This window comes from Haemophilus sp. THUN1692, assembly GCF_059704395.1.
On the sequence record NZ_AP046579.1, the window covers coordinates 913,538 to 928,751 of the forward strand.

General features: G+C 38.3%; 16 protein-coding genes. 5 read left to right on the forward strand and 11 right to left on the reverse strand.

Going from position 1 to position 15,214, the window contains the following annotated elements; translation table 11 throughout:
- The first annotated feature begins 1 nt into the window (after position 1).
- From fdxH to fdhE, 3 genes are all read left to right on the forward strand, one after another.
- Positions 2-940 (forward strand): formate dehydrogenase subunit beta, encoded by a 939-nt coding sequence (gene fdxH, locus AC6H0A_RS04375; RefSeq protein ID WP_005643539.1) that lies wholly within the window; start codon positions 2-4, stop codon positions 938-940.
- Entirely contained in the window at positions 933-1,649 is a 717-nt protein-coding gene (locus tag AC6H0A_RS04380; RefSeq protein ID WP_005643537.1) for a formate dehydrogenase subunit gamma, read from the forward strand. The genes fdxH and AC6H0A_RS04380 overlap by 8 nt, the downstream gene beginning before the upstream one ends.
- A gap of 73 nt (positions 1,650-1,722) precedes the next feature.
- On the forward strand, positions 1,723-2,631 hold the full coding sequence (gene fdhE / locus AC6H0A_RS04385; protein ID WP_005643535.1) for a formate dehydrogenase accessory protein FdhE: 909 nt from the start codon (positions 1,723-1,725) through the stop codon (positions 2,629-2,631).
- A 43-nt stretch (positions 2,632-2,674) separates the two neighbouring features.
- On the opposite strand, the gene rimI is transcribed toward fdhE, so the two are convergent.
- Genes rimI through AC6H0A_RS04400 form a run of 3 tightly spaced genes read right to left on the reverse strand, consistent with a single transcriptional unit; the run spans position 2,675 to position 4,111 of the window.
- A complete protein-coding gene (rimI, locus tag AC6H0A_RS04390) occupies positions 2,675-3,115 on the reverse strand; it encodes a ribosomal protein S18-alanine N-acetyltransferase (protein WP_005643533.1) in 441 nt (146 codons plus the stop codon).
- Between the two features lie 2 nt (positions 3,116-3,117).
- The gene (gene holD / locus AC6H0A_RS04395; protein WP_005643531.1) at positions 3,118-3,522 is read right to left on the reverse strand and encodes a DNA polymerase III subunit psi; all 405 of its coding nucleotides are present in this window, start codon (positions 3,520-3,522) and stop codon (positions 3,118-3,120) included.
- A gap of 1 nt (position 3,523) precedes the next feature.
- On the reverse strand, positions 3,524-4,111 hold the full coding sequence (locus tag AC6H0A_RS04400; RefSeq protein WP_044233303.1) for a YdgH/BhsA/McbA family protein: 588 nt from the start codon (positions 4,109-4,111) through the stop codon (positions 3,524-3,526).
- Positions 4,112-4,205: 94 nt separating this feature from the next.
- On the opposite strand from AC6H0A_RS04400, the gene rsmC reads away from it, so the two are divergent.
- Positions 4,206-5,198 (forward strand): 16S rRNA (guanine(1207)-N(2))-methyltransferase RsmC, encoded by a 993-nt coding sequence (gene rsmC / locus AC6H0A_RS04405; RefSeq protein WP_005643527.1) that lies wholly within the window; start codon positions 4,206-4,208, stop codon positions 5,196-5,198.
- A 117-nt stretch (positions 5,199-5,315) separates the two neighbouring features.
- Here rsmC and tnpA read toward each other — a convergent pair whose 3' ends face one another.
- From tnpA to grcA, 6 genes are all read right to left on the reverse strand, one after another.
- Positions 5,316-5,780, reverse strand: coding sequence for an IS200/IS605 family transposase (gene tnpA / locus AC6H0A_RS04410; protein WP_005639541.1), 465 nt, complete (start codon positions 5,778-5,780; stop codon positions 5,316-5,318).
- 203 nt (positions 5,781-5,983) lie between these two features.
- Positions 5,984-6,892, reverse strand: coding sequence for a GTPase Era (gene era / locus AC6H0A_RS04415; RefSeq protein ID WP_005639607.1), 909 nt, complete (start codon positions 6,890-6,892; stop codon positions 5,984-5,986).
- A complete protein-coding gene (gene rnc, locus AC6H0A_RS04420; RefSeq protein ID WP_005639605.1) occupies positions 6,889-7,572 on the reverse strand; it encodes a ribonuclease III in 684 nt (227 codons plus the stop codon). Before rnc ends, era begins: the two co-directional genes overlap by 4 nt.
- A 1-nt stretch (position 7,573) precedes the next feature.
- Positions 7,574-8,623, reverse strand: coding sequence for a signal peptidase I (gene lepB / locus AC6H0A_RS04425; RefSeq protein WP_005639603.1), 1,050 nt, complete (start codon positions 8,621-8,623; stop codon positions 7,574-7,576).
- A gap of 8 nt (positions 8,624-8,631) precedes the next feature.
- Entirely contained in the window at positions 8,632-10,428 is a 1,797-nt protein-coding gene (gene lepA, locus AC6H0A_RS04430) for a translation elongation factor 4 (protein ID WP_005639601.1), read from the reverse strand.
- A gap of 159 nt (positions 10,429-10,587) precedes the next feature.
- Complete coding sequence (gene grcA / locus AC6H0A_RS04435) at positions 10,588-10,971, reverse strand: autonomous glycyl radical cofactor GrcA (RefSeq protein ID WP_005628746.1); 384 nt, start codon at positions 10,969-10,971, stop codon at positions 10,588-10,590.
- A 267-nt stretch (positions 10,972-11,238) separates the two neighbouring features.
- Here grcA and ung point away from each other — a divergent pair, with 267 nt between their 5' ends.
- Positions 11,239-11,898, forward strand: a complete 660-nt coding sequence (gene ung / locus AC6H0A_RS04440; RefSeq protein ID WP_005639598.1) for a uracil-DNA glycosylase — start codon at positions 11,239-11,241, stop codon at positions 11,896-11,898.
- Positions 11,899-11,966: 68 nt separating this feature from the next.
- On the opposite strand, the gene miaB is transcribed toward ung, so the two are convergent.
- Positions 11,967-13,391, reverse strand: a complete 1,425-nt coding sequence (gene miaB, locus AC6H0A_RS04445) for a tRNA (N6-isopentenyl adenosine(37)-C2)-methylthiotransferase MiaB (RefSeq protein ID WP_005639596.1) — start codon at positions 13,389-13,391, stop codon at positions 11,967-11,969.
- 382 nt (positions 13,392-13,773) lie between these two features.
- Positions 13,774-15,213 (reverse strand): anion permease, encoded by a 1,440-nt coding sequence (locus AC6H0A_RS04450; RefSeq protein WP_005639594.1) that lies wholly within the window; start codon positions 15,211-15,213, stop codon positions 13,774-13,776.
- Between the last annotated feature and the right edge of the window lies 1 nt (position 15,214).

A 15,214-nucleotide genomic window follows, 5' to 3' on the forward strand; every position in this document is an offset into this window, starting at 1 on the left:
TATGGCTGGAACTGCTCAAGGCGTTCAAACGCAAGACGTTATTAAAATCTCCGCAACTTCAGGCTTAACGCCTGCACCACAAGCGCGAGATCATAAAGTTGAAGTGGCAAAATTAATCGATGTCAGTGCATGTATTGGTTGTAAAGCTTGCCAGGTTGGCTGCTCAGAGTGGAATGACATCCGCTCTGATGTAAATGCGCAGTGTCATGGTATTTACGATAACCCTGTAGATCTAAATGCTAAAGCATGGACTGTGATGCGCTTTAACGAAGTAGAAGAAAACGATCGTTTAGAATGGTTAATCCGTAAAGATGGCTGTATGCACTGTGCAGAGCCTGGTTGTTTAAAGGCTTGTCCTGCACCAGGTGCTATCATTCAATACGCCAATGGTATTGTGGATTTTCAATCTGATAAATGTATCGGGTGTGGTTATTGTATTGCTGGCTGTCCATTCAACATTCCACGTATGAATCCAGATGACAACCGTGTGTACAAATGTACCCTTTGTGTGGACCGCGTTTCTGTAGGTCAAGAGCCTGCATGTGTGAAAACTTGTCCAACTGGTGCGATTCGTTTTGGTTCTAAAGAAGAAATGAAACTCTACGCGGAAAAACGCATAGCTGATTTAAAATCTCGCGGTTATGAAAATGCAGGACTTTACGATCCTCCAGGCGTAGGCGGAACACACGTAATGTATGTGTTACATCATGCGGATAAACCAGAGCTTTACAATGGTCTTCCAAAAGATCCACAAATTGATTTAAGTGTGACCTTATGGAAAGATGTATTGAAACCAGTAGCGGCAGTTGCAATGGGTGGCTTGGCATTAGCTGAAATCGCTCACTACTTAACTGTAGGTCCTAATATTGAAGAAGATGTGGAAGATCATCACCACGAATTTGAAGAAGAAAAACCATCTAAGGGGGAAAACAATGAGTAAAATTGATATCAACAACGATACTCGAATCGTCCGCCATAGAACACCAGCGCGTATCAGTCACTGGATGTTGGTAATCTGTTTCTTTATGACGATGTTCACTGGTGTTGCGTTTTTCTTCCCTGATTTCGCATGGTTAACAGAAATTTTAGGTACACCACAAATTGCGCGTGCAATTCACCCATTCACTGGGATTTTAATGTTCTTCGCCTTCATCTACTTGGCATTATTGTACTGGGATCACAATATTCCAGAGAAAAACGATATTCGCTGGGCAAAAGGTGTAGTTGAAGTTCTTAAAGGGAACGAACACGCGGTGGCTGATAATGGCAAATATAATCTTGGTCAAAAAATGCTCTTCTGGACATTAAATTTGGCGATGGTAACGTTATTAGTAACCGGCATCATTATGTGGCGTCAATATTTTTCGCACTACTTCTCAATCCCAGTATTGCGTTTTTCGATTCTGCTCCATTCTTTGAGTGCATTTATGTTATTCACTGGTATCTTAGTGCATATGTATATGGCATTCTGGATTAAAGGTTCGATTCGAGGAATCATTGAAGGTTGGGTAACCGTTCGTTGGGCGAAAAAACACCACCCGAAATGGTATCGAGAAGAAATTTTACCAGAGCTTGAAGAAGATTTACTCAACGAGCAATCAGGTAAAAAAGGCAAAACCAAAGTATTATTTAAAGGATTTGGCAAATAAGCTGAAATCTTGAAAAAGAAAAAAGTGCGGTTAAAATTGACCGCACTTTTTATTATGAAAGTGAGAAAAGAACATGAGTATCAAAATCTTATCAGAATCAGAAATCAAACAAGCAGCGAATTCCTTCCAGACTCCTGCTGTATTATTTGCCAACCCTAAAAATCTTTATCAACGCAGAGCAAAACGTTTAAGAGATTTAGCACAAAATCACCCACTATCAGATTATTTATTATTTGCTGCAGACATAGTTGAAAGCCAACTTTCCACGTTAGAAAAAAATCCTTTACCGCCACAACAGTTTGAACAGCTAAATGATATCGAGCCACTAAATGCGAAAACCTTTAAAAGAAACTGCATCTGGCGTGACTACTTAACTGAAATTCTTGATGAGATTAAACCAAAGGCTAATGAGCAAGTCTCTGCTACGATTGAATTTCTTGAAAAAGCATCCTCTGCAGAATTAGAAGAAATGGCAAATAAACTCTTAGCACAAGAATTTAATTTAGTCAGCAGTGATAAAGCCGTCTTTATTTGGGCCGCACTTTCACTTTATTGGTTACAAGCAGCTCAACAAATTCCTCATAATAGCCAAGTCGAAAATGCCGAAAATTTACATCACTGCCCTGTTTGTGGCTCATTACCTGTTGCGAGTATTGTACAAATTGGTACATCACAAGGTTTACGCTACTTACATTGTAATTTATGTGAAAGTGAATGGAATTTAGTACGCGCACAATGCACCAACTGTAATAGCCACGACAAACTCGAAATGTGGTCATTAAATGAAGAGCTCGCACTTGTTCGTGCCGAAACCTGTGGCAGCTGTGAAAGTTACTTGAAAATCATGTTCCAAGAAAAAGATCCTCATGTAGAGCCAGTAGCTGACGATTTGGCTTCTATTTTCTTAGACATTGAAATGGAAGAAAAAGGTTTCGCACGCAGCGGATTAAATCCATTTGTTTTTCCTGCAGAAGAAGCATAAAAATATAGCCTAGGATAAACATCCTAGGCTATATCATTCGTGTCTATAAATAACAGGCCATTACTACGGCATTTTCTCGTCCACCACTGAGTTTCGGATAATAATTTTTTCGAATATCGACTTCATTAAAACCAATTTTTTCATACAAGAAACGAGCGGGGTTAGACTCTCTGACTTCTAGCCATAAGGTCTGTACACCTTTTTCTTTCAACCGAGCGATTAACTCATTCAACAATAATTTCCCCAATCCATTACCTTGATGAGACGGTACAATAGCAATATTAAACAAAGTCGCTTCATCCAATACTGTTTGGCAAATAGAAAAACCAATAATTTGATTATTCTCTACTAATTTTAAATTGAGATAACGCTCACCTTGATTGTTTTTTAACGTACCAAATGACCAAGGCACAAGATGCGCTTGCTGCTCGATTTCATACAATCGGTCGAAATCACTGGCTTCAATTTGAGAAATAATAGACATAATTAAGGCTGCTGAATTTGTTGCCACAACTCTCGTTTGGCTTGGTGATTAAATTGAAATTGTTGCCAACTTGGCGAACGATAAACACGCTCAGCCTGTATGCAAAATGATAAAGTGCGGTCAATTTTGTCGCTATTTTCTGATAATAACCAATAACGAATAGGCTGCTTACATTCGATATGCTGGATTTGATCGTAATTCAAACATAAGCAATCTTCTTTTTTAAGATCAAGGCTTAATAGCACATCAGCCAACAAAGGCGAGCCACTTATATTTTCATCAGAAACAGTGATAAAGCGAATATTCTCAGCAACACTAATTCCTACCGAACCTTGTAGCACTTCTGGGCGATATAACGTCCACTGGGAAATACCCATTTCTTGTAAAAGAAAATCGCGTCTATTCATATTAACGAGCAATACTATCAAATGGATAATCGACTAATGCCTTAATAATCGCACGTTCTTCAGCCTGTGTAAGTTCAACTTGGTATGACGTATAACTACGATAAGCAATAATATTTTTATCTTTATGTACTAAAGCAACATAACGTTTAAATTTATCACTGGCACAAGCATAATAATCATGAATATCTGATTTCACAGCTTGTAACTGGCACGTCTCTTTATTTTTTGCAAAATAACGTTCCGTAATAGCTTTCTCATGAGAAACATCAGTTAAATAGAATGTATCACTTAACACGGCTTTACGAGCCTCACTGTTTTTACTTAATGCCAAACTCACAAAACGAGGATCATCACCTTTTACTGCTTGTGTTTGTTTCACATATTTCTCGCCATTGAATTCAATTTCGATACCTTTATCTGAAATACGCTGAAACTGTGCATCTAACTTTTGTAATACTTCAGTTTGAGCAGGCGTTAATACCGGCTTTGATACTTTAGATGCCTTTTGAGGCGTACCTTGAACAAGGTCGAGAACTTGACATCCAGATAGTAACGTTGCCATTAAGGCTGCAGAGAGAATTTTTTTCATAAAGGATTTTCCTAAAATAGTTTTAATCAATTTTTATTAATAATTTTGCTAAAATAGCGCGTAATTTTAACTAATAACCCACAGGATTCAAAGCGTGATTTCTCTAGAGAGCCAAGTTTTAGAACGACATCTTTCATTTTTTGATGGTAAATCAGTATTATTTGCTGGTGGTATTTCTGATAATTTTCCTCAAACATTAGCCTCTAAATGCCCATCAATCCAAATTTGGAGTTGCTATTTTGACTATACAAGAACGCAAAGTGCGGTCAATTTTTCCCTTGAATTTCAAGAGCAAGCTGATTTAATCGTTTATTATTGGACTAAAAACAAACAAGAAGTCAATTTCCAACTACTTCAACTATTAGCTCGGGCGCCTATTGACCAAGAAATATTAATTATTGGAGAAAACCGTTGTGGCGTGCGTTCAGTAGAAAAAACATTAGAACCCTATGGTGAAATAGCGAAAATTGACTCTGCTCGTCGTTGCGGTTTATATCATTTTTCACTGCAAAACAAACCGCACTTTGAACTTAAAAATTTCTGGAAAACCTATCAACATCCTACGCTACAAGGCTTAACTATATATAGTTTACCTGGGGTATTTAGTGCTGCGGAATTAGATACGGGCACAGAGCTGTTACTTTCAACCATTGATAATAAAATAAAAGGAAAAGTGCTTGATCTTGGCTGTGGGGCGGGAGTAATTGGATCTATGATCAAAAAACACTCTCCTAACGCACCAATTACCATGACTGATATTCATGCTATGGCGTTAGAATCAGCGCGTAAAACACTTTCTGAAAATCAATTACAAGGCGAGATTTACGCCAGTGATGTCTTTTCTGATATAGAAGGAAAATTTGATTTGATCATTTCGAATCCACCATTCCATGATGGTATTGATACCGCCTATCGAGCAGTAACAGAGCTCATCACGCAAGCAAAATGGCATCTCAATCAAGGTGGAGAATTACGCATTGTCGCCAATGCATTCTTGCCTTATCCTGAGTTACTTAAACAACATTTCGGTGATTACGAAGTTCTTGCTCAAACAGGAAAATTTAAAGTGTATTCAGTGAAAAATTAGAAATAACAATCCGCACGTAAAACGTGCGGTTTTTAGGCTCCCCTACAAGGGCCTATACTTCACAAGCCACTCAAGGGGCTTGTGAGAACTGACAACCGCGTCTAATTATTTCCTTGATTACCCCTTAAAGGGGTCAACATGTTCTTTCGTTGATAAATTATCTTGAACCATATCTTCTTTTTCTTGGTTTCTTATATAATCCTCTACCACTTTTGTATTTAACCCTACTGTGCTTACAAAAAATCCTTTCGCCCAGAAATGCCTATTTCCATATCTATATTTTAAGTTCGCGTGTCTTTCAAAAATCATCAGCGCTGACTTCCCCTTCAGATAGCCCATAAAACCTGATACTGATATTTTAGCTGGGATTTTTAAGAGCATATGGATATGGTCTGGCATTGCATGCGCTTCTATTATCTCCACATTTTTATAGTCACATAACTGCCTCAATATTTGACCTATATCTGCTCTTAACTTTCCATAAATTGCTTTTCTTCTATACTTCGGGATAAATACAATGTGATACTTACAGTTCCATTTTGTGTGTGATAGACTTGAATCGTCACTGGTTTTACTTACCATGATAATCCTCCTATATGTTGAATTTTGGTTGTCAGCCTTGTTCATTATATAGCGAGGATTTTTTCTGTTCATCGCTTAAGCTATTTGGCTCCATACGCATAGCGTATGGTTTTTATAGCCAGACTTTTGGCTGGCTATAACAAAAAATCCCCATCGCAATAATGGGGATTTTTCTATTTATTACTGATGGATTTCACCGCACTTTATTCATCCATATATCCTAAACTACGCAGTGCACGTTCATCATCTGCCCAACCTGACTTCACTTTCACCCAAAGTTCAAGATGGACTTTGTTATCAAATAAACGTTCCATATCAGCGCGCGCTTCTATACCAATAGTTTTAATTTTTTGACCGCCCGCACCAATTACCATTTTTTTCTGACCTTCACGTTCAACGAGAATTAAGCCATTTATTTCATAAGTGCCACGTTCATTCACTTTGAACTGTTCGATTTCAACAGTAACAGAATAAGGCAATTCTTCCCCCGTAAAACGCATTAATTTTTCACGGATTATTTCCGAGGCCATAAAACGTTGCGAACGGTCTGTGACATAATCTTCTGGAAAATGATGGACACCTTCGCGTAAAGATTGGCGTACAATTTTCTCTAATTCATGAACATTATTACCACGCTGTGCAGAAATTGGCACAATGTGAGCAAAATTAAATTTACTGCTAAATTCCGTAATAAACGGTAACAAATCATCTTTATTTTTGATGTTATCTACTTTATTAATAGCTAACACAACCGGTGCCTTTGCATTGCGTAATTTGTTTAGCACCATCTCATCATCTGCATTCCAGTGTGTGCCATCTACGACAAAAATAATTAAATCAACATCGCCTATAGCACTACTTGCTGCTCGGTTCATTAAACGGTTAATAGCACGCTTCTCTTCAATATGAAGTCCCGGAGTATCCACATAGATTTCTTGATACGCCCCTTCAGTTTTAATTCCCACAATGCGGTGACGCGTGGTTTGTGCTTTACGCGATGTAATTGAAATTTTTTGTCCTAAAATTTTATTTAAGAGCGTTGATTTACCCACATTTGGGCGACCTACGATAGCAATAAAGCCGCAATAGGTTTTGTCGAATTGTTCGGTCATTTAATGTCCAGTTCTTTTAAAATTTGTTCTGCTGCCGCTTGTTCTGCTTTACGACGGCTAGCTCCTTTTGCCACAAAAGTGCGGTCAATTTTATCCGCACTTTTCACTTTGCATTCAACAGTGAAAATTTGGCAATGGGCTTCCCCTTGAATATTGACTACTTCATAAGTTGGCAATGGCAGATGTTTACCCTGTAAATATTCTTGTAAACGAGTTTTCGCATCTTTTTGGTTATCACCTGGTTTAATTTCAGCCAATAATTGTTGATACCAATTTCGAATCACTTGGGTTGTCACAGCCAATCCTTGATCCAAAGACATTGCGCCAATAATCGCTTCTACACAATCGGCAAGAATAGATTCGCGGCGAAAACCACCGCTCTTTAGCTCGCCAGAACCAAGAGACATATAATCTCCCAATTCAAATTGACGCGCTAAAATCGCTAAAGTGGGCTCTCTCACCAAAGTAGCTCGCATACGGCTCAGTTCACCTTCATTACAACGTGGAAACTGATGATAAAGCGCCTCAGCGATAGTAAAATTAAGAATAGAATCGCCTAGAAATTCTAGGCGTTCATTATGTTGAGTCACCGCACTTCGATGCGTAAGTGCCTGCTTTAAAAGCGCAATATCATTAAAACGATAACCGATTTTACGCTCAAGTCGATCTAAATGATTCATCTTATTTTATTGCTGTAAAGAAACGATCAAAGCGGAAACCGGTTGGCCATTCATTCGCTTCTTTTTCTAAGCTCATCCAAATATAAGTGGCTTTACCCACAATATTTTTTTCAGGCACAAAGCCCCAGAAACGGCTATCATCGCTGTGATCGCGGTGATCCCCCATCACAAAATACTGCCCTTCTGGCACAAGCCATTCTGCAGTTTGCATACCTTCTTGTGGGAAAAACTCAGGACCTGAATAACGACGATATTCACTAATTAATACATTGTGTGTCACATCACCTTTTTCAGTCAATTCTAATTCATTAGGAAAGGCTGGATTTGTTGGATTCTGGGTATATTCAAACACCTTGGTTTCGCAATCAATTTCACAAGGTTTACCTTCTTTTCCATATACCACTTTTAACGTTTTTTGTTCCGCATCAAAAATGACGCGGTCTCCGCCCTTTCCAACAATACGTTTAATATAATCAACACCAGACATATTATCTTTTGAACTTAACGCAAGATTTTCTGCAAAAGCAGCTCGAGTTGCACCTAGACCCGTACGAATTAAAGCTTGTTCAGGAGCCTTGAATACAATGACATCCCCACGTTGAGGTTTATTTCCAGCAATAATTGTATTTTGGAAAATAGGATCTTTGATGCCATAAGTATATTTGTTTACGATTAAAAAATCGCCCACTCGTAGGGTTGACTCCATTGAGCCAGAAGGAATTTGAAATGGTTCAAATAAAAAAGAACGCACTAAGAATACGACAGAAAGTACTGGAAAAAGAGATGATAAAAATTCAGAAGCCTCAGAAACCGGTTCAATTTTTGCTTTTTCTTCATCTGTTAATGCCTGACCTGAACGCTGTTCAGCACGTGCGATTTTACGATTCCGTTTTGGCGTTACCACAAAATAATGGTAGCACCATAAGACCCCTGAAAGTGCGGTCAAAATTAGCAGTACAATACTGAATGTGTTTGGTAATTGGAAATAATCCAATAATTTCCATACTCCAAAACCAACAGCTAGTAAAATTACAAAAAATAAATTTGACATAATTTCCCTTATTTATCTTTTCCTACATGTAAAATTGCTAAAAACGCTTCTTGTGGTACTTCTACATTACCTAAAGATTTCATACGTTTTTTACCTTCTTTCTGTTTCTGTAAGAGTTTTTTCTTACGGCTCACGTCTCCACCATAACATTTTGCTAATACGTTCTTACGTAATTGTTTTACCGTAGAACGAGCAATAATGTGGTTTCCAATTGCCGCTTGAATAGCAATATCAAATTGCTGACGAGGAATTAACTCACGCATTTTTTCAACCAATTCACGCCCACGATATTGTGAATTATCTTTATGAACGATTAAAGCCAAAGCATCTACTCGTTCGCTGTTAATCATAATATCCACGCGAACCATATCTGCAGCTTGGAAACGTTTGAAACCGTAATCTAATGAGGCATAACCACGGGATGTTGATTTTAAACGGTCAAAGAAGTCTAGAACAACTTCGCCCATTGGAATTTCATAAGTCAGCGCAATCTGATTACCGTGATATACCATATTAGTTTGCACGCCACGTTTTTCCACACAAAGAGTAATGACGTTACCTAAATATTCTTGCGGCACCAACATATTACATTCTGCAATCGGCTCGCGGATTTCAGCAATATTATTAAGCGGAGGCAATTTCGATGGACTATCGACGTAAACCACATCACCATTCGTTAATTGCACTTCGTAAATTACCGTTGGCGCAGTAGTGATAAGATCTAAATCATACTCACGTTCTAAACGCTCTTGAATGATTTCCATGTGTAAAAGTCCAAGGAAACCACAGCGGAAACCAAAGCCAAGTGCGGTAGAATTTTCTGGCTCATAGAAAAGTGAGGCATCATTTAAACTTAATTTGCCGAGAGCATCGCGAAATGCTTCATAATCATCAGAACTTACAGGGAAAAGTCCAGCATAAACCTGCGGTTTTACTTTTTTAAAGCCTGGTAAAACTTCAGTTGCAGGATTATGTTGAAGCGTTAAAGTATCCCCAACTGGCGCTCCTAAAATATCTTTAATCGCACAAACTACCCAACCAACTTCACCGCATTCTAAAACGGCAGTATCTTCTTGTTTTGGCGTGAAAATCCCTAAACGGTCTACATTGTAAGTTTGTCCTGTAGACATCACTTTAATTTTATCGCCTTTACGTAAGACCCCGTTTTTAATGCGAACTAAAGATACCACGCCCAAATAGTTATCGAACCAAGAATCAATAATCAATGCTTGTAATGGCGCATTAGGATCACCTTCTGGTGCAGGAATCTTTGCCACGATGTCTTCTAATACATCTTCGATACCTACACCTGTTTTAGCAGAGCATCGAACCGCTTCCATCGCATCAATTCCTACTATATCTTCAATTTCTTCTGCTACGCGTTCAGGATCTGCTGCAGGTAAATCGATTTTGTTTAAAATCGGCACCACTTCTAAATCCATTTCGATTGCAGTATAACAGTTTGCCAGAGTTTGGGCTTCTACCCCTTGACCAGCATCGACTACCAACAACGCCCCTTCACAAGCAGCAAGAGAGCGAGACACTTCATAGGAAAAGTCCACGTGTCCCGGTGTATCGATAAAGTTTAATTGATAAGTTTCGCCATCTTTGGCTTTATAATTTAAAGTAACACTTTGTGCTTTGATGGTAATTCCACGTTCACGCTCAAGATCCATAGAATCTAGCACTTGCGCTTCCATTTCGCGATCCGAAAGGCCACCACAAGTTTGAATCAAACGGTCAGAAAGCGTCGATTTACCGTGGTCAATATGGGCAATAATAGAAAAGTTGCGAATATTCTTCATAAAAGATAGTTTTTCTCAAAAAAATCAATAAATTTAACTGGCGGATTGTACCTGAAAAGCATAGAAATCGCTAGGGATGAAAGGGAAAAGTGCGGTCAAATTTTAGATAAAACAAAACCCCGAATTAATTCGGGGTTTCTTTTTTCATTCAAGCTGAAATTATAGGCTTTCAGTGAAAGTACGAGTGATAACGTCGCGTTGTTGTTCTGGCGTTAAAGAGTTGAAACGTACTGCGTAACCAGAAACACGGATAGTTAATTGTGGATATTTATCTGGGTTATTTACCGCATCTTCTAAAGTTTCACGACGTAATACATTTACGTTTAAGTGTTGACCACCTTCAACTTTAACAGTTGGCGCTACGTTTACTGGTAATTCACGGTATTCGATTTGACCTAATTCGCTCACTGCAACAACTTGGTCTTCAGCGAATTCGCCTTTTGCACATAAGCAACGCGCTTCATTTTTTTCGCTGTCTAATAACCAGAATGAATTAAGCAAATTATCATTTGCCGCTTGAGTAATTTGAATACCTTTAATCATAATAGCCTCCTAATTGGCATTGGAATAATCATAAAAACTGTGCAAATTTTATCAAATAATTTGAAGATTTCAAATTATTTTGGATTTTTTGATAAAGAACAGGTTATCTTTTTAAGATAATTTTACAAATCTGATCTAAATTAAACTTTATTTATCTACATATCGATTTATCCAAAATTATTTAACATTAATTTAACCTTTTAATTTTTTTATTGCCTTAATCTTTTTGTTTATAATAAGAGCAAACTTATTAATAGGATCAAAATAATGAAAACCTGGACAGATGTTATAGGAAAAGAAAAAGAACAACCTTACTTTCAACACGCACTACAACAGGTTCATCTTGCAAGAGCAATCGGAAAAACGATTTATCCACCACAAGAAGATGTATTTAATGCATTCAAATATACCGCTTTTGAAGATGTAAAAGTGGTGATTTTAGGTCAGGATCCTTATCATGGACCAAGCCAAGCTCATGGATTGGCTTTTTCAGTAAAACCTGAAGTAGCCATTCCCCCTTCCCTATTAAATATGTATAAAGAGCTTACACAAGATATTTCTGGATTCCACATGCCATCTCATGGTTATTTAGTCAAATGGGCAGAACAAGGAGTATTGCTGCTCAACACAGTGCTTACCGTAGAACGTGGTATGGCACATTCACATGCTAATTTCGGCTGGGAAACGTTTACTGATCGTGTTATTGCAGCGCTTAATGAACATCGTGAAAAACTCGTGTTTTTACTTTGGGGCAGTCACGCACAAAAAAAAGGGCAAATTATTGACCGCACTCGTCACCTTGTTTTAACGGCGCCACATCCTTCCCCACTTTCAGCACATCGAGGTTTCTTTGGCTGTCATCATTTTTCCAAAACAAATTCATATTTGGAAAGCCACGGAATAAAACCGATAGATTGGCAAATCTAAACCATATACCCTAAAAAATAACCGCACTTTAATTTCTCAAAGTGCGGTTAAATATTTCAAGATTTCAATTAGCCGTGGTAACGCCCTACACCTAATTCATCTTCTTTACGTGTGCGATTCATCACTTCTTGTGGAGATTGCGCAATACGTAATCCCATTTCATCTTCAGTACGCACCACTTCACCACGTAGAGAATTGGTATAAACATCAGTGATTTTCACATCCACAAATTTACCAATCATTTCAGGAGAACCCTGGAAATTGACAATACGATTCGTTTCAGTACGTCCCGTTAATTCCATAATGTCTTTCTTCGATGGCCCTTCAACTAACACGCGCTGCTCTGTGCCAAGCATACGACGGCTAAATTGTGCAGCTTGTTGATTAATACGCTCTTGTAACAAATAAAGGCGCTGTTTCTTTTCATCTTCCGTCACATCATCTGGCATATCTGCAGCTGGCGTACCTGGTCGAGCAGAATACACAAAACTGAAGCTCATATCAAAGTTCACTTGTGCAATCAAATTCATAGTTTGCTCAAAATCTTCCGCTGTTTCACCTGGGAAACCAACAATAAAGTCTGAGCTGATTTGAATATCTGGGCGCACAGCACGAAGTTTACGAATAATAGATTTATATTCTAATGCTGTATGACCACGTTTCATCATCGTTAATACACGGTCAGAACCTGCTTGAACTGGGAGATGCAAGAAACTCACCAATTCAGGCGTATCACGATATACATCAATAATATCATCTGTAAATTCTATTGGATGACTGGTTGTAAAACGTAAACGGTCAATACCATCGATAGAGGCTACGAGACGAAGCAACTCAGCAAAGCTACAAATTTGACCATCATGTGTCGGACCACGATAAGCATTCACGTTTTGACCAAGCAAATTAACCTCACGCACACCTTGATCTGCAAGCTGCGCAATTTCAAATAAGACATCATCCACAGGACGGCTGACTTCTTCACCCCGTGTATAAGGTACAACACAGAAAGTACAGTATTTATTACAGCCTTCCATAATCGAAACAAATGCCGTTGGACCTTCTGCTCGAGGTTCAGGTAAGCGGTCAAATTTCTCAATTTCAGGGAAACTTACATCTACAACTGAGCTCTTACCTCCACGAATTTGGTTAATCATTTCAGGCAGGCGATGCAAAGTTTGCGGACCAAAAATAATATCTACATAAGGCGCACGATGACGAATATGTTCCCCTTCTTGAGAAGCTACACAGCCGCCCACGCCAATCACTAAATTTGGATTATGTTTCTTTAATTCTTTCCAACGCCCAAGTTGGTGGAACACTTTTTCTTGTGCTTTTTCACGAATAGAACAGGTATTCAATAATAATACGTCTGCTTCTTCAGGAATTTCGGTAAGTTCTAGCCCATGAGTACTTAATAAAAGATCGGCCATTTTAGATGAATCGTATTCATTCATCTGGCAGCCCCAAGTTTTAATATGTAATTTTTGAATCATTTTCTACAATATCGTCAGGTGTTATAAATAATTAGTCGAATAAAGCGGTGGGCTATTTTACAGGCTTGCAATAATTCTGGCTAGTAAATATTCGGTGAAAGACACTAAACAGGATATTTTGATAAGCTAGAAAGGCTTGTAAATCATTAAAAAATAAGATATTCATAAATATACTCAAGATATAATGCAGTATGAGGTAAATATTAGTTCATAAAATTAAAGGAAATACTAGCTTATCACGATTACAACGATGTATATATTCAAGGTAAACCAAAAGGATTAAATAGAGCTCACTTTTTAGGAAAGCGCAAGCATATATTTATAATCAACTACTTTGTCTACTACACCGTCAAAATAGCAGTTAAATTAAAAAAAGATCAGCCTATAACCAGCCTAAACTCATTAATAATTTCCACCATGCCATACCGATAGTTAGATGGATAATTAAACTACCAAAAGCAATGATCGCGCCAGTAATCCACCAAGATTTTATATCATTATAACCTGCACCGAATGCAATTGGACCTGGTCCGCCTCCGTAGTGAGTTACTGAACCACCATAAGAATTAGCAAAGACTAAGCCTAGAGCAAGCAATTCAGTAGGAGCACCTGCTACATGTCCGACCGTTGCAAATACGGGTACCATTGCAGCTACATATGCACCGCCTGATGCAAATAAATAACGTACAGAGACACTTAAGGTAAGAATCACTATTAACGCCATCATACCATGTCCCTCAAACTGAAGTATGGTACTTAGGGTTTTTGCTAACCATTTGAAGAAGCCAGCTTTTTCAAGCAAGCCAGACATACCGATGATACCACCATACCATACTAGGGTATTCCATGCGCCTTTGCTTTTTAGGATATCGTCCCAGGTGACTATACTTAATACAATACAAAGCACCATTACAATGATTGCAACAATGGTAGCATTGATATGAAGTGAATTAGAGAAAATCCAGCCGAATAATGCAATTACGAATAACACGCTGAGTGCTTTTTCACGAAAAGACATTGGACCTAATTCTTCTAAGCCTTTTTTCGCAACGGCTTTATTATCCACTTTTTTCAATTCTGGTGGAGATACCCAATAACAAATTAATGGAATTAAGAATAAGCAGAGTAAGCCAGGTACGGATGCAGCTAAGAACCATTTAATCCAAGTGGTTTCAAAACCAAGAATTGGTGCCATTAATGAAAGAGCTAAGGCATTAGGCGCCATTGCGGTTAAGAAAATATAAGAGGTAGTTTTAACCACCATATATACGTTCATCATCAAATAACGCCCTGCTTTTTTCGGGCTTTTTTCTGGATCTGAACCAAGAGCAACCACTACGCTATTAATGATTGGAAAGATAATCCCACCTGAACGTGCGGTGTTAGAGGGCGTTGCTGGCGAGAGTAAAAGATCTAAGAACATGGTAACATAGCCTAAGCGTAGGGTTGTGCTACCCATTGCGCCGATCATATGATAGGCGATACGTTTACCTAGACCTGTGATTACAAATGCTGAACTCAAAGTGAATGCGGTAAAAATAAGCCATGTTGTGCCAGATTTATAACCATCCAATATATTGCCGACTTTAACCAATTCTTTAGCCCCTTCAGTATTACCGATGATAACACCAGAAACCGCAATTGCAGCCAATAAGATAACGGGCTCGCCATAAGGTTTAAGCACAAGCCCAACGATAGTGGCGATATAAACACCAAGTAATCGCCAAGCAATCAAAGAAAGCCCATCAGGAGCAGGTAGTAAGAAAGTGATCAATGGGATAGCCATTAAAATCACCAGTTTTGTATTTTTGGATAATGCCATA